Source organism: Staphylococcus sp. NWU MKU2 (genome assembly GCF_033283605.1).
Classification (GTDB): Bacteria; Bacillota; Bacilli; order Staphylococcales; family Staphylococcaceae; genus Staphylococcus; species Staphylococcus haemolyticus.
In genome coordinates this window covers 289,477-310,697 of sequence record NZ_JAVSMH010000002.1, presented here as the reverse complement: position 1 = coordinate 310,697, position 21,221 = coordinate 289,477, and the positions used below count along the sequence as shown (strand labels likewise).

Sequence of the window (21,221 nt, the reverse complement as noted above, 5' to 3'; positions counted from 1 at the left end):
ATTATTCTCCTTGATTATCGATATGTTTTTGAACTGATTTTAGTTTATCGTTCATTTTACGTGATTTATCGCGTCTATCATCTATACGTAGGTTTGTGCAAACTCTATCAATACCTTTATTAAACGGCAATTCATGGATTGCCTGTACTACTTCAAATAAGTCTTTTAAATCCCCTTCGATTAGAGTATTCATTGGAGTTAATTGATAATCAATTTTTCCTTCTTGTTTAAAACTTTCTAATTTCATTTGTATCTCTGCAATATATTTACTAACACTTGGTCCTTCAGTTCCAACTGGAATAATAACTACATCAACAATAGCCATTATTTAACACCACCCTTTTCTAATATATATGTTTTAATTAGCCCTGCTGCACCAGTTATTCCTGCATCATTACCTAGTTGAGCTTGAACAATTTCAGTATCTTTTTGAGCGGGAGTGAATGTTAAGTTGTGGTACTCAGTTTTAATATTTTCGATTAAAATCAAACCAGCTGTTGACATACCTCCACCTAAAACGATGTATTTGGGATTGCTTGTTGCGCTAATAATACTACATAAATAAGCGATGTGGTTTGCCACTTTTTCAGTAATAAAGATACAGAATTGATCACCTGCTTTAGCGGCATCAAATACGGCTTTAGCTGTAACTTTATTGTCTTTTATTAACGGTAATATTGATGATTTGAACGTTAATTTTGGATAATAAAAATTAACCAAATTAACGACACCAGTAGCAGAAGCAACAGTTTCTATACAACCTGATTTACCACAATTACAATTAAAGCGTTGATCAAAATCAGTTCTGATGTGACCTATTTCTGCACCTGATCCATTATGACCATGGACAAGTTCACCATTAGAGATAATACCTCCACCTAAACCGGTACCTAATGTTATAGCAACTACATCGTCAGCACCTTGACCTGCACCTTTATGTTTTTCTCCTAATGCTGCTACATTAGCATCATTATCAACATACACAGGACAGTTAATAAATTCACTAAATATTTGTCGAACATTTACACTACCTGGCCAATGCAAATTAACTGCCCCATTAACAATGCCAGTTTCAAAATCAACAGGCCCTGGTACACCAATTCCAACACCAATGACATCATCAATTTCTAATTGGTGAGTTGAAAGTGTTTCGTTAAATGAATGATAGATATTCTTTAATAATGTTTTCCCCGTGTGGTCAGACGTATCTGTTTTTATAGACCATTTGTGTAGTTGTTCGAGTTCGCCATTGAATATTCCAAGTTTACAAGTTGTCCCACCAATATCTGCTGCTAAAATAATATCTTTCATTTATGCTCATTCCTTCTTTGGTTAATTAGTAAAATACATTTAAGGTATTCATCTTTAGATAATAGTTCGTAATGATATAATGATTTTATTTCTTGTAGCATCATTTCATACATATCGTTTGGATTTTTAAAATAGATAATAAATCCATAACGCTTTAAAAGCTGTAATACATCATAGAAATTTTTAATTTCTCGATTCATTTGATTGATCCAACTCTTTTTTTAAATTTTTATAATCATTATCGTCAGAATTAATAGTTAAAGCTTTTTTTACATATTTGAGTGCTTTTTCATTATCATCAAGTGCTCTATTGGCAATTGCAAGTTCATAGTTTAAAAGACCAGAATTCGGATGGTTTTTTAAACCGCGTTCCCAATCCGCCATGCCCTCTGCTCTAGAACTTGTAGCTGCTGTTATAAGCCCCTTTAAATAATACGTTCGATCGTCATCATAACCTTTGTCAATTGTATGGTTTACAATTGAACTTGCCTCTTTATAATTATAGTCTAATATAGCATCCTCAATTAATTTATCATAAATATTTTCCTCTTTAATAGTAAAAATTCTTACCTGTAATGCAACAAACAAAACAAGCAATATAATTAAGAGAATCCAAAATAAATTACGATTGTGTGTGAAATAATAACCAATTAAAGTGATTAAAACACCACCAATAAATCCTCCTAGATGAGCCATAATATTAATATTAGACATAAATAATGATAAAACAATTAGCACTAATAATGCGATTAACATTTGACCAATTGTTTTTTTAGTATAGGTCTTACTTACAAACATCATTGCAAAAATTGAGCCAATTAGCCCGAAAATAGCTCCGCTAGCACCTACAGATACAGTATGAAGATTAAATGATAGTGAAATAAAATTTCCGAGTAAACCAGAAATTACATAAATCCCTAACATTCTTAACGGGCCGACTATAGATTCGACTATCTTACCGAAAATAAATAATGACAGCATATTCATTAAAATGTGCTCAAAATTAAAGTGTAGAAACATGGATGTTATAAGTCGATACCATTCGCCATGAACGACGTTAAAGTGTACTAATCCACCTAAATCTAGTAATTTAACATCGGAAAAATGATTTAGATAAAGAATCATTATTAGCCATATCAAAACGTTGATTATGATTAACCCATATGTCATAGGTGTAAAACGCAACATATGTTTATCAATTGGGTTCTGTGACAATACACGTCGCTTATAGTAATTTGATAGTTTGTTATCTTGTCTAAACATTAATTTAGTTAATATATTATTATGAATCAATTTATTTAAATCATTGTTATTTGAAATACTCATGCTTTCTATTTTAATGGGACTAGAGTCAGCGGATTTGATATTATCAAATATTTGATCTGTGAAATAATAATATTTAACGCTTTTTAATTTAAAATTGAGGTCATCCTCATATTGTTGATAATTATCCAACATTTTAGCTTTATCAAACTGAATTTCTTGGTTAGAAGCGATATCTTTCCTAAATATCACTAGCTTGTTTTTCTTTTTATGTATAAGCCAAATTTCACTATCATTTTTATTAATATTTACAATGTGATAATTGTAATATTTTATAAAATAATAGATAGACTTCCAGAAGTATTTTTCTGTATCCATTAATTCCTCCAAAATTTAAGTATTGAAAATTATTAATTTTTCAACAGGTTGATCATGGGATTCGATATCAAACTGTGTTAATTGTAGGTCATAAATTAAACTAATAGTATTGGCATTTGAATCACTTAAGAAGCGATCATAATATCCTCCACCATAACCTATTCGATAACCATCATCTCTAAAAGCAACTCCAGGAACAACAATTAAATCTAATTGATCAGTAATTTCAGTGTCATCATTAACATATAATAAGCCTTTTTCATCTTTTTCAAGTCGGTTTAAAGATAATAGCTGTTTAAAATTCATTTCTTTTAATTTGTAGTTTGTATTAGGAACAAAGACTTTCTTATCATCAGATAACATCGTTTCGATGATGGGATAAGTATCTACTTCATGAGGCATAGATAAAACAATACCTATTCTTTTCGCGTTTTTATATTCAGTATTATTGATTAATTGATTCTTCAACCATGCGTCTGCACGAAGTTTGTGTTCTTTTTCTAATTGTTTAATTTGAGATAATATTTCTTTTCTAATCTCTTTTTTAGTCATAACATCCCCACTCTCTAAACACTATATATATTATAACGTTATTAAAAGATGATGTCATTTAGATGAAATAAAAAAGGAGCTAGACAGAATCCATTATGGATTCATAGTCTTGCCCCTTTAAGGATGACTTGAGCCGAAAAACGCAACTTTAGCGTTTAACTATCAAGTCGGCTACTGCAAATTAGCAATGTAGTCTTATAATATTATTTTTGAAACAAACTCTTTAGATGAGTTATTATTTAGTTTCACGGTGTAAAGTGTGTTTATTATCACGTGAACAATATTTTTTCATTTCAACACGTTCAGGATTAGTTCTTTTGTTTTTAGTAGAAATGTAGTTTCTATCTCCACATTCTGTACAAGCTAATGTTACATTTACGCGCATGTTAAATCCTCCTTACCTTTTCTAAATACGACTTTATAATCATACCACTTAGTTTAAAAATTGAAAAGTATTATTTTTGATGCTCTAAAAAATTTCAATTCATTAAAAATAAAATAGTTATTTTTTATCGTCAAAGTAATAATTAATTACATCTCTTCCTAGGTCTCCGCCATTTAACCATGGTGGTGGGACAGGTTGATTTGTATATACAATTGAGAATGATAATTTAGGATCTTTGATAGGTGCATAACCTATATATGTTGAATTAACTCTAGATTCACCGTCCTGGAATACTTCAGCAGTACCTGTTTTTCCTGCAGATGGTACTTTAGTTTTGTGGAAACTTGAATAACCTGTTCCATCTTGCTTATTGAATGCCATCTCAAACCCTTTTTGAACTTCATTAATTTCATCTTCAGAATTGTTTACTTTGTTTAATACATTACCTTTGATTTTTTGTTTAACAGGTCCTATGTCATCACTATTTGTAGCATCATGAATTGCTAATCCAATGTGCGGTTGGATTCTATAACCATCATTAGCTATTGTAGAAACGTACTGTGACAATTGAATTGGACTATATGTGTCATATTGACCAATTGATAAATCAAGATAATTGCCTGAATTGTTTGTTAATGGTTCAATTTGACCTATTGTTTCATTTGGTAAGTCAATACCTGTTTTAACTCCCAATCCGACTTGATTTAGCCCTTTTCTTAATTTCTGGCCAGCTTCACTTATATCTGTAGGTAAGCCCATTCCACTATAGTAAGGATCTCCGGCTAATTTAAGAGCAGTTTTAAACATATATACGTTTGAAGAGTGCATTAATGCTTCTTTATCATTAATTCTGACTTTATCATTTTTATTAAAGTATGAGCGTTTTGTTAATCCACCTTTAAAATGAAGTGGCTCATCTATCATTTCCTCGCCAACTTTAATCGCATTATTTTGATATCCAGCTAATAGGGTTCCACCTTTTACTGAAGAACCAACTGCAAATTGACCAGTAAAGTTTCCTAAATCATAATCTGTTAGCTTACCATTTTTATCGATTTGTTTTCCTGCCATAGCTAAAATATCGCCATTTTTAGGATTTTGCACTACAATAAGCGCGTTATCCATATCTTTAGCACCTTGACTGCGTAACGTCTTGATTTGATTTTCTAATAAAGATTCTACTTTTTTCTGTAAGTCTATATCAATTGTTAACTGTAAATCATCGCCTCTAGATCCAGGATTGATTACTTCAGAGTTTATGACTTTTCCAGATTTATCAGTAGTATATTTCATTTCTTTTTTCTTACCACGTAAAATATCTTCATATTGATATTCTAAATAAGATTTTCCAACTCTATCATTTCGAGAATAACCTTTAGCTAAATATTGTTCGGTCAATTCTTTAGGAATACCTTCACTTGATGTAGATACACTACCAAATATACTTCTTAATGTATCTCCATAAGGATAGCGTCGGTCCCAATCCATAGTTGTATTTACACCTGGAAGACTATCAAGTTGCTGTGACACTGCAGCATATTCTTTTTCACTTACATCCTCATTCTTAATTGTTTGCGGGTTCATGGTAGAACCAGCAGACATTTCACGATAAATTGCTAAAACTTGCAAGTCTTTTTTTGATAAACTATTAATTTGTTTGTCTCCAACTTTTTTATATAATTGTTTATCATATTGATCTTGGGTAATACTACCTTCATTTAACATTGAAGTTTCTTTTTTCATTAATTTGTCTACTTCATCTTGATGTTTCTGAATCCAAAAATCTTGTTTATCTCTTTCAGTAATTTTGTCAGTTTTCACAGTAATGAGAGAAGACAATTTTTTTGCAGTATCGAGCATATCTTTTTGACTTGTTTTCCTAGATCTTGTGTATGTAATCGTTAGTTTAGAAGCATTGTCTACTAATACTTTTCCATTCCTATCAAGAATTCTTCCCCTAGGAACAGATTCATTTACAGTTATGTTTTCATCGTTTTTTACTAGTTGGCTATAATGGGAGCCTTGCGCAATTTGTAAATATCCTAACCTTAAAACTATAATTCCAAATATAACTACAATAGCACCAAACACAAAACTTATTCGTTTATTCATTGTGTGCTTTATTTTTTCATCATTAGACTTTTCCTTTAACCTTTTAAGCAAGATAACCTACCTCAATTATTAAACATGTTTACTCATAAATGATATATGAAAATTAAACATATTACCATCATTTTAATAAAAAAAGTGGCCTCTAATAGAGGCCACATGTTAATTAGGAAATATAGAATTATTTTGTTGCATTGTATAATTCGTCAACTTTTTCCCAGTTAACAACATTCCAGAAAGCACTAATATAATCTGGACGTTTGTTTTGATATTTAAGGTAATAAGCGTGTTCCCAAACATCTAAACCTAAGATAGGTGTTTTACCTTCAGTTAATGGGTTATCTTGGTTAGGTGTAGTAACAATTTCTAATTGACCATTGTTAACAACTAACCATGCCCAACCTGAACCGAAACGAGCTGCTGCTTTGTCAGCGAATTCTTTTTTGAATTCATCTAAAGAGCCCCATTGTTCTTTGATTTTATCAACAACAGTACCTTTTTCTACAGAATTAGGAGTTAATAATTCCCAGAATAATGAGTGATTTAAGTGTCCGCCACCATTATTACGAACAGCTGTTTGAATATCTTCAGGTACACTATCTAAGTTAGCAACAATTTCTTCAATTGATTTAGATTCAAGATCTGTTCCCTCAACTGCAGAATTTAATTTGGTAACATAAGTGTTGTGATGTTTGTCATGATGGATTTCCATAGTTTGTTTGTCAATGTGTGGTTCTAATGCATCTGCTGCATATGGTAAATTTGGTAATTCAAAAGCCATAATTAATCATCCTCCTAAAAATTCGTTACATTTATAATAACAAGTTATTAACTAAGCAACAAAATATTTGCTTGCAACTAATATTAATACGCTTATTATCAACTTACTTTTATAATATAACTCAAAATGATAACTTTTAAACATAATTACAGACTATAATTGGTTATTTTTAAATAATTCCTACTTTTGACCTATGTATATCAAAATTTTTTAATTACATTTAATTTTAAGATTGTTAAATTAAATTGAAATATGATTTATTTTCTATTCTGAAAATCTATTAATTCTTTAATGGGATTTTCAGTCGACTGACTCAAAAAAACTGAGAAAGCTACAATTAACACTTTCTCAGTTTAGATTGCTAATATATTTGCATTTTAGTCTTACAGTAATTCATTTTTAAATTATTTAAGTGTATGAGCAAAAACAATTGATATTTATAATTAAAAAAATTTATTTTGAGTTTTGTTTTTGACATTCTTCACACACGCCATAAACTTCTAGTTTATGGGTGTGAATATCTACATTAGGTAGATACACCTTTATTTGATCAATTGGGCAAAAATCAATGACTTTAGTATCACCACAATTTTCACAAATAAAGTGATGATGGTGATGATTCATACAAGCAATTCTAAATTTCATTTCACCATCTAATTCAGTACTCTCAATAATTTTTAAGTCTTTAAATAAATGTAAATTACGATAAATTGTATCGAAAGAGATACCTGGATAATCTTTGTCTAATTGTTGTTGAATATGTTTTGCATTAATGTATTTATCTTCTTTAACAAAAATATTAATCATATCTTCACGTTTCTTAGTATATTTCAAACCATTATCTTTTAAAATTTTAATTGCATCATTTGTATTCATAAGTTATTGCCCCTTTTTAAGTCTTACAATTGATTTTTGAAATAACATTGTAAGTCCTAATAATAAAACTAATAGTACTACAATAACACCACCTGGTGAAATATTCATATAAAATGCTAAAACAAGGCCCATTATAACTGAAAATTCGCCAATTATGACACTTAAAATGATTAATTGTTTGAAACCTTTAGTTATTCTCATTGCTATAGCAATGGGTAATGTTATTAATGCGCTGACTAAAAGTATGCCAACCACTCTCATTGAAGCAGAAATTACCATAGCCACGATAACTATAAATAAAAATTGAATCCATTTAGGAATATTTATAACTCTACTATATTCTTCGTCAAATGAAAGTATAAATAATTCTTTATAAAATAAAGTAATAAATAAAATAACGACAATTGCTATAACTACAACCGTTAATAAATCACTAAGACTGACCGCACTTATGGAACCAAATAGTAAACCTACTATTTCTTGGTTAAATCCATCTGCAAGAGAAATAAAAATGGCACTTAGTGCAATCCCTGCGCTCATAATAATTGGTATGGCAATCTCTTGATAGTTAGAATACGATGTTCTTAACTTTTCAATTAAAAGCGCACCTACAATAGCGAATAATATACCAAACCACATCGGATTAATAATAGCTAGTGCGGGTGACAAAGTTAGTACAAACATGCCAAATGAGATACCGCCTAGTGTAACATGGCTAAGCGCATCTGCAATCAAAGATAATCTTCTTACAACTATAAAAGCACCAATTAAAGGTGCAATAAATCCAATTAAAATACCACTAAGTAATGAATATCTCATGAAGTCGAAATTTAATAACGCTTCAATCATGGATATCACCACTTACTTGTTTAATTAATACATTCATTTTGTTACTCCTAATATATTAAATTTTAAACTTCACAACATTCTCTATTATGTTGATGATCTACAAATTTAATGGGGTGACCATAAATTTTAGAAATTTCAACTTCGTCTAGTTTTTTGAAGTCCTCGGTAGATCCATGGAAATGTAAATGTTTATTTAAGCATGCTACTTTTGTTGCTGTATCAGCTACAACGCCAATGTCATGTGTTACTAATATAATCGTTATACCTTCATCTTTTAATCTTTCAAGCGTTTCATAAAATTCGCTTACATGTTTTGCATCAATACCATTTGTAGGTTCATCTAAAACTAAGACAGAAGGATTGGAGATTAAAGCTCTCGCAATTAGTACACGCTGTTGTTGTCCGCCGGAAAGTTCTGCAATATTCTTGTTGATAAGATGATTAATATTTAATCTAGTTAAAACGTCATCGACAAGTGCTTCATCTTTTTTATTAAACTTTTGAAATAACTTCTTTGTTTTAGTAAGACCACTAAGTACCACTTCTTTAACACTAGCTGGAAATCCAGCATTAAAAGCTGTAGCTTTTTGTGATACGTAACTTATCTTTAAAGCAGATTGGTTTTGCTTTTTATATGATTTTCCATCTATATATATTTCGCCCTTTTGCAACGGAAGCAACCCTAATATGATTTTTAGTAAAGTAGACTTACCTGCTCCATTGGGACCTACAATTGCTAAAAATTCTCCTTTATTTATGTGTATATTAATATTTTCTAAAACTTGCTTATTATCAAATTGATAATCGATATTTTTTAATTCAAAAACAGGTTGATTCATTATTTCACCTCGTTTAATACTATACAATTAAGTTTAGAAGTTGTAAATAGTAATGTTTACGACTTGATTTAATAGATAATAAAATGGAGCGATACAGAATTATTGTAAAATTCATTGTATCACTCCTGAGAAAATTATTAAGTCTGTGAAGAGTTAAGGTTTAACGATTTTAAGGTTATATAGCTATTGTTTTATTACATCATAGCCTTAAATATTAATATTTGATTCAGCTTCCAATTAATAGTAATTATTGTTGAAGAATTTTATCTTTTAATTCTGAATCAAATTGTTGTGCTTTTAACATCTCTATTTCAAATTTATAAGGGGGTTTCTTATTTTTTTTATCTTCACCAACATAAGGTGTTTCTAAAATTTTAGAAATATCTTTGAAAACATCATGGTGTACTACATAATTTAATGCGTCAAATCCAATGTGACCGAATCCAATATTTTCGTGTCTATCTTTATGAGCACCTTGCTCATTTTTACTATCATTAACATGAACCACTTTTATTCGATCTAAGCCAATAATTTTATCAAATTCATTTAATACACCATCGAAATCCTCTTTAATATTATATCCAGCATCATGAGTGTGACATGTATCGAAACAGATTGATAATCGATCATTATGAGTAACCCCGTCAATAATTTGTGCGATTTCCTCAAAACTTCGTCCAACTTCAGATCCTTTTCCAGCCATAGTTTCTAGAGCGATACGCACATCATTATCATGAGTTAAAACTTCATTCAAACCTTTAATAATCTGTTGAATACCTTTATCAGCACCAGCGCCAACATGTGAACCAGGATGTAGAACAATATCTTTAGCACCTAAAGCTTGTGTTCGTTCAATTTCATTTTGAAGGAAATCTACCCCTAATTGAAAGACTTCCGGTTTTGTAGTGTTAGCGATGTTTATAATATATGGAGCATGGACGACTAAATTAGATAAACCATATTTATCCATGGCTTCATGTCCTTTATCGATATTTAAATCCTCTATGCTCTTTCTTCTTGTATTTTGAGGTGCACCAGTATAAATCATAAATGTAGACTCACCAAATTTGTGTGCTTCTTCTGCAGAACCTTCTAACATCTTTTTACCACTCATAGAAACATGTGACCCAAGTAACATTGCTTTCACCTAACCCTTTTTATTATTTTTTCGTTGTTGTCTATTTTGTCTTTTACTAAATTGTTTTCTTTCTTGTCTCTTCATTCTTTCGACTTCTTGTTTGAATTTCTTTTTATAACCTGGTTTGACTTTATTTTTAGTCTTACTTCGCACTTTATGTTTCACTTCGTTCGTTAAGTGATCGTCTTTTCTTACACGCTTACGTCGAGTATTATGTGCTTTAATTGGTGTTAATTCATTATTTTTCACATCAACATTTTCAAAATGGTAGCCTTTATCCTCAATTAGTGTGATTAAATGTTCTTCATCCGGACTATAAAGAGTTATTGCCACACCTTTATAATTACCTCTACCTGTTCTACCCACACGGTGTGTGAAGAAGTCAATATCTTTAGGTACGTCAAAATTAATAACATGACTAACGCCTTCAATGTCTATACCTCGAGAAGCTAAATCACTTGCGATAACAAATTGAAATTCTAAATTACGTATACGTTTCATTTGTTGCTTGCGTTCTCTAGGTGTTAAACCTCCGTGTATCATGCCAACTTTAATACCGGCTGCATTTAATGAATTAGCTAATTCATCCGCATTATCTCTACTATTACAAAATACAATACATAAGTACGGATTTAAAATATCAATTAATTGAAGTGTTTTATCTACTTTTTCAATACCTTTAGTTGGAATTAGATAGAATTCGATATTTTTTTTATTTTGAGATTTAGAATCAACTTCTACATACTCAGGATTACTAAGATATTTATTTAAAAATGGTTGTAAGGATTTAGGTATAGTAGCACTGAAGACAGCTATATGTGCATTTTCATCTAGGCGAGATGCAATTAAATCTACATCTTCAATTAATCCTAAATCAATCATTAAATCAGCTTCATCCACAATAAGATAAGATGCTAAGTGCGCATGTAAATGACCACTTTGAGCTAAATCATTAATTCTAGTTGGTGTTCCTATTACTAATTGCGGTTGATTACTTGTACGCTGTCTATCTTTCTCTATATCTGTACCACCAATAAACAAACTAACTTTAACGCCCTGTTTAAAAGTAGCTAGATGGTTTGCTGCCTGATATAACTGTTGTGCTAATTCTCTTGTAGGAGCCACCACGATAGATTGAGGTTCTTTGTTTTCAACGTCTATTTTATCCATTAACGGTAATAAAAATGCATGAGATTTCCCTGTACCTGTTTGAGATTGACCTATTAAATTAACTCCTTTTTTAATTCTAGGAATTATTCTATTCTGAATTTCAGTTGGTTTTTCAAATTTTAAATCTTTAATTGCTTCTATAAGTTTTGAGTCTAAATTAAATAACTCAAATGGATGAGTTGCCATCGATTAGGCCTCCTTAAAATATTCAATTGATGTTGATTAAATTTTATTTAGCTATAATTGAATGGGTCTGTATTAATATTAGAAGCTTCAATTGGGAAGTTTACATTTTCAGTATTTAACCAATGCTTCAATAAATCTTTCAGTCCCTCTCTCATTACATATTCACTATAATGATTAATATCTAAAATGGTTATGCCGTTAGTCTGTGCATCTAGTGCATCATGGTGTTTAACATCCCCTGTTATAAAGATATCAGCACCCTTATTGAATGCAAGCGATTCAAATCCAATTCCAGAGCCACCAATGATTGCTACATTTCGAATGAGTTTATCAGAATCACCAGTATATCTAACACTAGGTATATCAAGCTGCTTTTTCACAAATTTCACAAATTCAGCTAATGGCATTGCTTCTTCCATATTACCGATTTTACCAAGTCCATAATTAGCAGTTTTAGTCATTTTAATAAAATCATAAACTGGCGTTTCATAAGGATGGTTGCTAATTATTGCTTTTTCAGCTAATTCATATTGACTATCTTTAATCATAAATTCAATTTTAACTTCGTTCACGTATTCAATATTGTTTATTTGACCTAAATATGGTTTAGCTTCACCTACAGGTTTGAACTGACCGCGGCCCTCAGATTCATAAAAACAATATTCATAATTACCTTCTTTTGCAAGTCCTACTAGATCAAGACTATTTTTAAAGTTTTCTATATCTTCCTTAGGTATATAAGTCTGAACTTTAAAATAGGTTTCATTTTCTTGTGTTAAAAATTGTATATTGTTCAACTTTAATTTATTAGCTAGCATTTGGTTTACACCATTAACGTGGTTATCAAGGTTCGTGTGTAAAGCAATGAGGTTAATATCATGACGAATAATTTTTTGAATTAATTGCCCATAACCATCATCAATAATTGATTTTACACCCTTAAAAATGAGTGGATGATGAGCGATAATCGTGTTGTAATCATTATCTATTGCTTGGTTAACAATTGCGTCGGTACAATCCAGTGTAGTTAAGATACCATTGATTTCAGATTCATTACTACCTATAAGTAATCCAACGTTGTCCCAACTTTCTGCTGTTTTGAGAGGAACGTGATTATCAATAATAGACATTAACTCTTTAATCTTCATTATTTAACACCTCAGTAATTAATGATATATCATTATCTATTTCTTTAAGTCTCTCATGATGTGATTCTGAATTCAATTGATTGCGAATATGTTTAAGTGCTTCTAATTCATGATTCCATTTCTTATAAAAAATTTCATTTTTCTTTTGTAATAGCTTAGGTCCAAATTTTAATTCTTTATTATTCAAATTATCACTAGTCGTATTGTATTCAGCTACAACTATTTCGTAAATATGTCCTTTTTCTTCCATAATAATCTCATCAACAATGTGATAGTTGATAGACATTAAAGTATATCTTAACGCTTCAGTCTGAATGTTACTTTGCAGAACTAGTCTAGGACCTTGAACTAGATGCTCTTTTCCTTCTTTCAATATTTTAGCAATTAGTGGACCGCCCATACCACAAATAGTTATATTCTGTATTGATTCGTTTTTGCTTAAAACACTCAATCCATCCCCTAATCGAACATCAATTACATCATTAAGTTGATTTACTAATACATTTTTTCTTGCTGCTTCATATGGACCTTTAATAACTTCCCCAGCAATAGCACTAGAGATTAAATTATTTTGAATCGCATAAATTGGAAGATATGCATGGTCAGAACCAATGTCAGCCAATTTTCCAGGAACAAGGTAATTGCAAACAGAAGTTAATCTTTGATTTAAAGTTATCATAGGTATCTCCTTTACTATAAAAAGAGACTGGGACAAAGTTAAGTGTCTCAGCCTAAAATTCTCTTTAGCTCAATGTAGTAACGTTTAAAATGGAATTGAATTATCATGGTAGATAATAGAATCATTAATTAGTAAATGCTACAAACTAACTAATAAATTAATTGAAATGAATATTTCAAAATTTTAAACGATAAGTACTCTATGAGCATTGAAAACAAATAAAGTTTTAACTCGAATTATTAAAATTAATCCATAAAGTCTTTTAATCTCTTACTTCGACTTGGATGTCTAAGTTTTCTTAGTGCTTTTGCTTCAATTTGACGAATTCTTTCACGTGTAACACCAAAGACTTTACCAACTTCTTCAAGTGTTCTTGTTCGACCATCGTCTAAACCAAATCTTAAGCGTAAAACATTTTCTTCACGGTCAGTAAGTGTATCTAAAACATCTTCTAATTGTTCTTTTAAAAGTTCGTAAGCTGCATGGTCAGATGGACTTTGAGCCTCTTGGTCTTCAATGAAATCACCTAAATGACTATCATCTTCCTCACCTATTGGTGTTTCTAATGATACTGGTTCTTGAGCAATTTTAAGAATTTCACGTACTTTTTCTGGAGGTAAATCCATCTCTTCCCCGATTTCTTCAGGTGCAGGATCACGACCTAAATCCTGTAATAATTGTCTTTGAACACGTATTAACTTATTAATTGTTTCAACCATGTGAACTGGAATTCTAATTGTACGTGCTTGGTCGGCAATCGCTCTTGTAATTGCTTGTCGAATCCACCAAGTTGCATAAGTGGAGAATTTGAATCCTTTACTAAAATCAAATTTCTCAACAGCTTTTATTAATCCCATGTTGCCCTCTTGAATTAAATCAAGGAATAACATGCCACGTCCAACATATCTTTTTGCGATACTTACAACTAGTCGTAAATTAGCTTCAGCTAATCTAGACTTAGCAATCTCATCACCTTGCTCAATTCTTTTAGCTAATTCAATTTCTTCTTGAGCACTTAGTAGATTAACTCGACCAATTTCTTTTAAGTACATTCTTACAGGGTCATTGATTTTAACACCTGGAGGGGCACTTAAATCATTTGGGTTTAATTTTTCATCAGTATCTGAGCTATCTTTCTCATTTACTAAACTAATATCATTATCATTTAATTGGTCAAAGAAATCATCCATTTGATCAGAATCCATATCGAAATTTTGTAATTTTTCGGCTATTTCCTCATGACTAAGGTGACCTTCCTTTTTACCTTTATCGATTAATTGTTTCTTAACATCTTCTAATGTTAATGTCGGATCTATTGTTTGTTTATTAATTATAACTTGGTTATCAGACATGAAAAGGCCTCCCAATAGTAATATATGCTTTCAAACAAGATATTTAATTATATAATATTTCAATATAATAAGAAAAGTATTAATAAAAATTCATAATAATGGTAACATTTCATATTCAATATTTGAATGTTTAATAACAATTATATTTAAACGACATCACATTTATTAAATATTACTTATGTTCCATATCTACCCGTTAAAAACGCATAATAACCATTATACAATAATGGTTATTAAATAGAAATACTATTTATATGATTTATTAAAGTATGCAATTTCATAGCAGTTTTTATCATAATGAGTTACATACGAGCTTTATTTTTATTAACGATTTGTTCCAAATAATATTTTTGCAATTCTACGTCGCCTATCCGTGACGCTTCACGTAATTTATGATTTAATTCTTCAAGTGTATCTCCATACTTTGATTCATTGATGACATTCATGTAATCTTCTATTTCACTATCATAAGGCTCTTGATTTAAATCATAATTATCCAAAGCGATAATTGCATCTCTCAAATTATCATTATCTGTGTAAAGTATCATATCGCTAATTGTATAACTGTCATTTTCAGCGTAAAAATCTTCTAAAAGACTATATATACGTTTGAAAAATTGATTATCAAAGTCATCACTTTCAAGTTGCTTATGATAATTTAAGAATAAGTCTTTATCATTCATAAAATGTTTAAGTAAGGCTCTTTCAGCGCTTTCATGTTTTGATAAATGACTAAATAAATTATTTGTATTATTTTGTATTTCACTATCATATGATTGATAATCATTAAAATGAGGTTCGTTAGGAATATATTGTTGTTGATTCAACACATTGCTATTTAGAGTATTAGAATCAACATTAAATATATGTGCTACATCTTTGATTATCTTATTCTGCAAAATTTGAGAATTCATTAATGCAATATCTTGGGTAACTTCTTTAAGATAACGTTCATAAGCTAAGTCATTATTAGCAATTTCATCTCTGTGTTTATTTACTTTATAAATGATAAATGATTTCTTTTCATTATTTACATATTCAAGAAATTTTTCATTACCATATTTTGATATATACTCATCTGGATCCATATCTTTAGGTAATTGAACAACAAAAACATTAAATCCTTGTTGTAAAAGGTGTTGCCCAGTTTTAATTGTTGCTTCTTGACCAGCGAAATCACCATCAAACATTAGAGTAATATGAGATGTTAATTTTTTTAGAACAGTAATGTGTTCATCTGATATAGCTGTTCCCATACTTGCAATGACCGGTTTTAGACCTGATGAATCGGATTTAATTACATCCATAAATCCTTCTAATAATATGGCTTCATCATTTTTTCGTATATCCTTTCTAGCATTATCAAGATTATATAATAATCTTCTCTTTTGAAATATGGGAGTTTCCGGGCTGTTTAAATATTTAGGTTCTTGATTATTATATGTTCTACCTGAATAGCCTACTATACGACCCTGAGCATTATTTAAAGGGAACATAATGCGATCTCTAAACCTATCAAAATAGCTGAAATTTTCTTCATTTCGTGATAAAAGACCAGCTTCGTACGCGAGTTCTATATCATACCCTTTTTGTTGTAAAAAGTCATGACAAAAGTGAGTATGATTAGGCGCATAACCAATACCACGTGATTTAATAAGCTCTTCAGTAAAACCACGTTTTGTTAGATAATTTAATGCCTCTTCACCTTCTACTGTCTTAAGCAAAGCATATTGATAATATTCATTCATTAATTCATGCATCTCAATCATTGTTAAATCATCCGATGCTATTTGACTTGTATAGTCACTACTATTACCAATATCAACTGAAATGTTAATTCTTTCTCCAAGCTCTTTTACAGCCTCTACAAATGATAAATCTTTTATCTCTTGAGTAAATTGAAAGACATTACCACCTTTTTTACAACCAAAGCAATGACAAATCTGTTTATCTTCAGATACAGTAAACGAAGGCGTCTTCTCATCATGAAAAGGACACAAACCAATGTAATTGCGTCCTCTCTTTTCTAATTTTACATATTCACTTACTAAATCCAAAATATCGGTCTTATCTTTAATTTCATTAATTACTGATTGTTCAATACGCAATATATATCACCTATAAATTGTAGTCATAATATTATACTTTGTTTAAAGATAAATTAAAACTATTTTGATTGGCTTTCGATTATGTTAATTACATCATTAGCTGTTTCTTCAATTGCTTTATCAGATACATCAATGACTGCACATCCAATTCTGTCTACGATATCTTCGAAATATTTAATCTCTTCTTTAATAAGTATTTCATTAGCGTATCTAGCTGAATCACCTAATCCGAGCTGTTTCAAACGTTGTTTTCTAATACGATTTAATTTTTCTTCACTAATTCTTAAAGCGATGCATTTTGATGAGTCAATGTCAAATAACATGTCCGGTGGGGTTACTTCAGGTACAATTGGAACGTTCATCACTTTATAACTTTTATGGGCTAAATATTGAGATAAAGGAGTTTTAGATGTTCTTGAAACACCAATTAATACAATATCCGCTTTAGGTAATCCTTTAGGGTCTTTTCCATCATCATATTTTACCGCAAACTCAATCGCATCAATTTTCTTAAAATAAGCGTCATCTAAACGATGGACTCTACCAGGTTGATTATATGGATTCTCATCAAAAGCATCTTTCAAATAGCCCATCAATGGTCCCATAATATCAATAGAACGTAACTTATTAGTACCTATCTTACTTTCCAAATAAGTTTTCATTTTTGGTTTAACTAACGTATAAACTATAATTGCATTTCTGTCATTTGCTACTTGAATAACTTCATCAATATCCTCTTTTGTCTCTATATAAGGATACCTTAAAAATTCATGTTTACATTCCTTTGGATTGAATTGAGAAATACATGCTCTTGTTACTAATTCAGCAGTTTCTCCAATTGAATCAGAAGCGATGATTATCTTTATATTTTCCATCGTTCTACCACCTATTCTTTAAATAATGATACAAATAATTTTGCAATTGTTGTTTTTGAAATTCTACCAGTGACTTGATATTTATTATTACCTTTATTTTTTACAATGGGTATTGAGTCGATTTCTTTCTCTATCATTTGATCTGCAGCATATATAATAAGTTCATCTTCTTCTAAATAAGTTAAGTTAGGCATTCTAGACATGTTTACACTGATAGGCATTGTATGAATATCCTCACCAATCATAGATGCTCGTAACAAATCCTTTCTTGAACAAACGCCTATAAAATCATTGTGCTCATTTGTAATGAATAAAGTACCTGCGTCTTCTAAAAAGATGGTACAAATAGCATCATAAACAGTCATATCTTCTTTTACAATGACTGGTGGAGACATATAGTCTTTAACAACATATTGGCGTAATTTATCGGTCATTAATTTGTTTTTTGATTTTCCTGAATAATAATAACCAACTCGAGGTCTAGCTTCTAAAAAACCGGACATAGTTAAAATTGCTAGGTCAGGTCTTAGAGTAGCACGCGTTAAATCTAATTTTTCGGCAATGTGTTCTCCAGTGATGGGTCCACCGCTTTTGACTATTTCAATGATTTGCTCTTGTCTTTTACTAAGTTCTATAGGTCTTCACCCCTTTTTTATTCACGTCTATTATACCTATTTATTTATGTAGCTACAAATACATATAATTTCTTGCTATTAAATAATCAATCTATTAAACTAATAGTAAGCGAGTTAAGGATGGTGTAAGCTTAACAATTTTAATTTGGCTAATATTAAAACTTTATAAAAGAGAGTGGCTACACTAATTTGGGTGGAACCGCGGGTTATTAAGGTATCAACTATATTAAAACAATATAGTAAAATAAATTAACTCGTCCCAAGATAATGATAAATGTAATTAATACATTTATTTATTGTCTTGGGGCGTTTTTATGTATTAAATAAGGAGAGATTATATGGTTAAAGATATGGAAACAATTGTATCATTAGCGAAACACAGAGGATTTGTATTTCCTGGTAGTGATATTTATGGTGGATTATCAAATACATGGGATTATGGCCCATTAGGTGTTGAATTAAAAAATAACGTAAAAAAAGCATGGTGGCAGAAGTTCATAACTCAATCACCATTTAATGTTGGTATTGATGCTGCAATTTTAATGAATCCTAAAACTTGGGAAGCTTCAGGTCACTTAGGTAACTTTAATGATCCTATGATTGACAATAAAGATAGTAAGATTCGTTATCGTGCAGATAAATTAATTGAAGATTACATGCAAAAAGAAAAAGGCGACGAAAACTTTATCGCTGATGGTTTGAGTTTCGAAGAAATGAAACGTATTATTGATGATGAAGGTATTGTGTGCCCGGTAAGTGGAACTGCTAATTGGACAGATATTCGTCAATTTAATCTGATGTTTAAAACATTCCAAGGTGTTACAGAAGATTCTACAAATGAAATTTTCTTAAGACCAGAAACTGCACAAGGTATTTTTGTGAATTACAAAAACGTGCAACGTTCTATGCGTAAAAAATTACCATTTGGTATTGGTCAAATTGGTAAGTCTTTCCGTAATGAAATTACACCAGGAAACTTCATCTTCAGAACTAGAGAATTCGAACAAATGGAATTGGAATTCTTCTGTAAACCTGGTGAAGAAATTGAATGGCAAAATTATTGGAAAACATTTGCTAGTCAATGGTTAAAAGATTTAAATATCAATGAAGAAAACATGAGATTGCGTGACCATGACGAAGAAGAGTTATCTCATTACTCTAATGCTACGACAGATATCGAATATCGCTTCCCATTTGGTTGGGGTGAATTATGGGGTATCGCAAGCCGTACTGACTTTGACTTGAAAAAACATAGTGAACATTCAGGTGAAGACTTTAAATATCACGACCCTGAAACAAACGAAAAGTATGTTCCATACTGTATTGAACCATCTCTTGGTGCTGATCGTGTTACATTAGCATTCTTATGTGATGCATATGAAGAAGAAGGTGTTGAAGGAAGCAAAGATGCACGTACAGTGATGCATTTCCACCCTGCTCTAGCACCTTATAAAGCGGCTGTTTTACCATTAAGTAAAAAATTATCTGAAGAAGCTATTAAGATTTTCGAACAATTAAGTTCTAAATTTGCAATTGATTTTGACGAGTCTCAATCAATTGGTAAACGTTACCGTAGACAAGATGAAATTGGTACACCTTATTGTATTACATTTGATTTTGACTCATTAGAAGATAATCAAGTTACAGTACGTGACCGTGATTCAATGGAACAAGTGCGTATGCCTATTTCAGAATTAGAAACATTTTTAACTGAAAAAGTGGCATTCTAATAAAATAAGAATAATTAGTACTAACCCCACCTCAAATTTCTTTGTGGTGGGGTTTTAAGTGTGAATATTGTTGTATATTAATATTCTATACGTTTAAGTTGGTTAATTAGCTTTTGACCTTTGAAGTACATGCCTGCATATTCTTTATAGATTAATAATATTAATTCAGACATTTCATCTAATATTTCTTGACTAATGTTAAATTGATTCATTTTATCAATGGGTAATTTTTGTAAAACATCTAATAAGTATAACGTTTTGTTAGATATTCGAAAGGCATGTGGGTCTTTATATAATTCTGATTCAAGAATAGTTCCATCATATACAAAACTATACGCAACTAATTTTGATTGATCAAAGCTATTTGAAATAGCTGAGTGATTAAAAAATGCTGTAAACCCAAAACGATTCATACATTTTAAAAGAACTATAATTGACATTAATTGAGCTGAATCACCATTTGAGATCTTTTCGAGTACGAAGTGTAAAAGTTTATAATGGAATGGTGAAATGTCATCATTATCCATAGAACGTTCAATTGTCTCTGCACATAACGTAGCATAACTACTATTATATATATCTAAACGTAAATCATAATATTGATTGATAACATCAACTGAACTTAATGTACCCATACCTTTCCATTTATTATAAATAAATAAGCCATACACAAATAGTTGCGTATGGGCTTGCAAACCTGTTTTTGATTTTTTAGCTCGTCTAACCATTAATGGTATTTTTGCACCATGCTCGTTTAATATTGTAATAATTTTATCAGATTCTCCATAATCTACGGATTTTATGATGATACCTTTTTGTTTTTCGAGCATAGTTTCACGACCTTCCTAAAATCAAAT

General features: G+C 30.5%; 20 protein-coding genes and 1 pseudogene. 1 reads left to right on the top strand and 20 read right to left on the bottom strand.

Features of this window, described 5'->3' with window-relative positions; genetic code table 11:
• Position 1: 1 nt before the first annotated feature.
• From SBL15_RS04945 to SBL15_RS04855, 19 genes and pseudogenes are all read right to left on the bottom strand, one after another.
• On the bottom strand, positions 2-325 hold the full coding sequence (locus SBL15_RS04945) for an MTH1187 family thiamine-binding protein (RefSeq protein ID WP_011275666.1): 324 nt from the start codon (positions 323-325) through the stop codon (positions 2-4).
• Positions 325-1,311 (bottom strand): ROK family glucokinase, encoded by a 987-nt coding sequence (locus SBL15_RS04940; RefSeq protein ID WP_107612069.1) that lies wholly within the window; start codon positions 1,309-1,311, stop codon positions 325-327. Before SBL15_RS04940 ends, SBL15_RS04945 begins: the two co-directional genes overlap by 1 nt.
• Positions 1,308-1,511 (bottom strand): YqgQ family protein, encoded by a 204-nt coding sequence (locus SBL15_RS04935; protein WP_037536577.1) that lies wholly within the window; start codon positions 1,509-1,511, stop codon positions 1,308-1,310. The genes SBL15_RS04940 and SBL15_RS04935 overlap by 4 nt, the downstream gene beginning before the upstream one ends.
• A complete protein-coding gene (locus SBL15_RS04930) occupies positions 1,495-2,952 on the bottom strand; it encodes a rhomboid family intramembrane serine protease (protein WP_317955337.1) in 1,458 nt (485 codons plus the stop codon). The genes SBL15_RS04935 and SBL15_RS04930 overlap by 17 nt, the downstream gene beginning before the upstream one ends.
• Positions 2,953-2,967: 15 nt before the next feature.
• Positions 2,968-3,504: a 5-formyltetrahydrofolate cyclo-ligase gene (locus SBL15_RS04925; protein WP_317955335.1), complete on the bottom strand. Its 537-nt coding sequence runs from the start codon at positions 3,502-3,504 to the stop codon at positions 2,968-2,970.
• A gap of 235 nt (positions 3,505-3,739) precedes the next feature.
• Entirely contained in the window at positions 3,740-3,889 is a 150-nt protein-coding gene (rpmG, locus tag SBL15_RS04920; RefSeq protein WP_011275661.1) for a 50S ribosomal protein L33, read from the bottom strand.
• A gap of 117 nt (positions 3,890-4,006) precedes the next feature.
• Complete coding sequence (locus SBL15_RS04915) at positions 4,007-6,052, bottom strand: peptidoglycan D,D-transpeptidase FtsI family protein (RefSeq protein WP_107612072.1); 2,046 nt, start codon at positions 6,050-6,052, stop codon at positions 4,007-4,009.
• 127 nt (positions 6,053-6,179) lie between these two features.
• Positions 6,180-6,779, bottom strand: a complete 600-nt coding sequence (locus SBL15_RS04910; protein WP_107612073.1) for a superoxide dismutase — start codon at positions 6,777-6,779, stop codon at positions 6,180-6,182.
• Between the two features lie 453 nt (positions 6,780-7,232).
• Entirely contained in the window at positions 7,233-7,655 is a 423-nt protein-coding gene (locus SBL15_RS04905) for a Fur family transcriptional regulator (RefSeq protein WP_011275658.1), read from the bottom strand.
• Positions 7,642-8,504 (bottom strand): annotated as a pseudogene (locus SBL15_RS04900) (metal ABC transporter permease). The gene SBL15_RS04905 and the pseudogene SBL15_RS04900 overlap by 14 nt, the downstream one beginning before the upstream one ends.
• A gap of 62 nt (positions 8,505-8,566) precedes the next feature.
• A complete protein-coding gene (locus SBL15_RS04895; RefSeq protein WP_037536591.1) occupies positions 8,567-9,343 on the bottom strand; it encodes a metal ABC transporter ATP-binding protein in 777 nt (258 codons plus the stop codon).
• A 247-nt stretch (positions 9,344-9,590) separates the two neighbouring features.
• Positions 9,591-10,481 carry a deoxyribonuclease IV gene (locus SBL15_RS04890; RefSeq protein WP_107612075.1) on the bottom strand — a complete coding sequence of 297 codons (891 nt, stop codon included), beginning with the start codon at positions 10,479-10,481 and terminating at the stop codon, positions 9,591-9,593.
• 9 nt (positions 10,482-10,490) lie between these two features.
• Complete coding sequence (locus SBL15_RS04885) at positions 10,491-11,837, bottom strand: DEAD/DEAH box helicase (RefSeq protein ID WP_317955333.1); 1,347 nt, start codon at positions 11,835-11,837, stop codon at positions 10,491-10,493.
• Positions 11,838-11,884: 47 nt separating this feature from the next.
• Positions 11,885-12,985 (bottom strand): Nif3-like dinuclear metal center hexameric protein, encoded by a 1,101-nt coding sequence (locus tag SBL15_RS04880; protein ID WP_107619711.1) that lies wholly within the window; start codon positions 12,983-12,985, stop codon positions 11,885-11,887.
• Positions 12,975-13,664 carry a tRNA (adenine(22)-N(1))-methyltransferase gene (locus SBL15_RS04875; protein ID WP_107612078.1) on the bottom strand — a complete coding sequence of 230 codons (690 nt, stop codon included), beginning with the start codon at positions 13,662-13,664 and terminating at the stop codon, positions 12,975-12,977. The genes SBL15_RS04880 and SBL15_RS04875 overlap by 11 nt, the downstream gene beginning before the upstream one ends.
• Before the next feature lie 245 nt (positions 13,665-13,909).
• Positions 13,910-15,016 (bottom strand): RNA polymerase sigma factor RpoD, encoded by a 1,107-nt coding sequence (gene rpoD / locus SBL15_RS04870; protein ID WP_317955330.1) that lies wholly within the window; start codon positions 15,014-15,016, stop codon positions 13,910-13,912.
• 302 nt (positions 15,017-15,318) lie between these two features.
• Positions 15,319-17,124, bottom strand: a complete 1,806-nt coding sequence (dnaG, locus tag SBL15_RS04865; protein ID WP_317955328.1) for a DNA primase — start codon at positions 17,122-17,124, stop codon at positions 15,319-15,321.
• Positions 17,125-17,183: 59 nt separating this feature from the next.
• The gene (locus SBL15_RS04860) at positions 17,184-17,999 is read right to left on the bottom strand and encodes a pyruvate, water dikinase regulatory protein (protein ID WP_317955326.1); all 816 of its coding nucleotides are present in this window, start codon (positions 17,997-17,999) and stop codon (positions 17,184-17,186) included.
• 11 nt (positions 18,000-18,010) lie between these two features.
• On the bottom strand, positions 18,011-18,634 hold the full coding sequence (locus SBL15_RS04855; protein WP_075140644.1) for a helix-turn-helix transcriptional regulator: 624 nt from the start codon (positions 18,632-18,634) through the stop codon (positions 18,011-18,013).
• A gap of 338 nt (positions 18,635-18,972) precedes the next feature.
• Between SBL15_RS04855 and SBL15_RS04850 the strand changes: the two genes are divergently transcribed.
• On the top strand, positions 18,973-20,364 hold the full coding sequence (locus SBL15_RS04850; RefSeq protein WP_317955324.1) for a glycine--tRNA ligase: 1,392 nt from the start codon (positions 18,973-18,975) through the stop codon (positions 20,362-20,364).
• A 77-nt stretch (positions 20,365-20,441) separates the two neighbouring features.
• Here the strand turns inward: SBL15_RS04850 and recO are convergent, their stop codons facing one another.
• Positions 20,442-21,194 (bottom strand): DNA repair protein RecO, encoded by a 753-nt coding sequence (gene recO, locus SBL15_RS04845; RefSeq protein WP_037536607.1) that lies wholly within the window; start codon positions 21,192-21,194, stop codon positions 20,442-20,444.
• Positions 21,195-21,221: the final 27 nt, after the last annotated feature.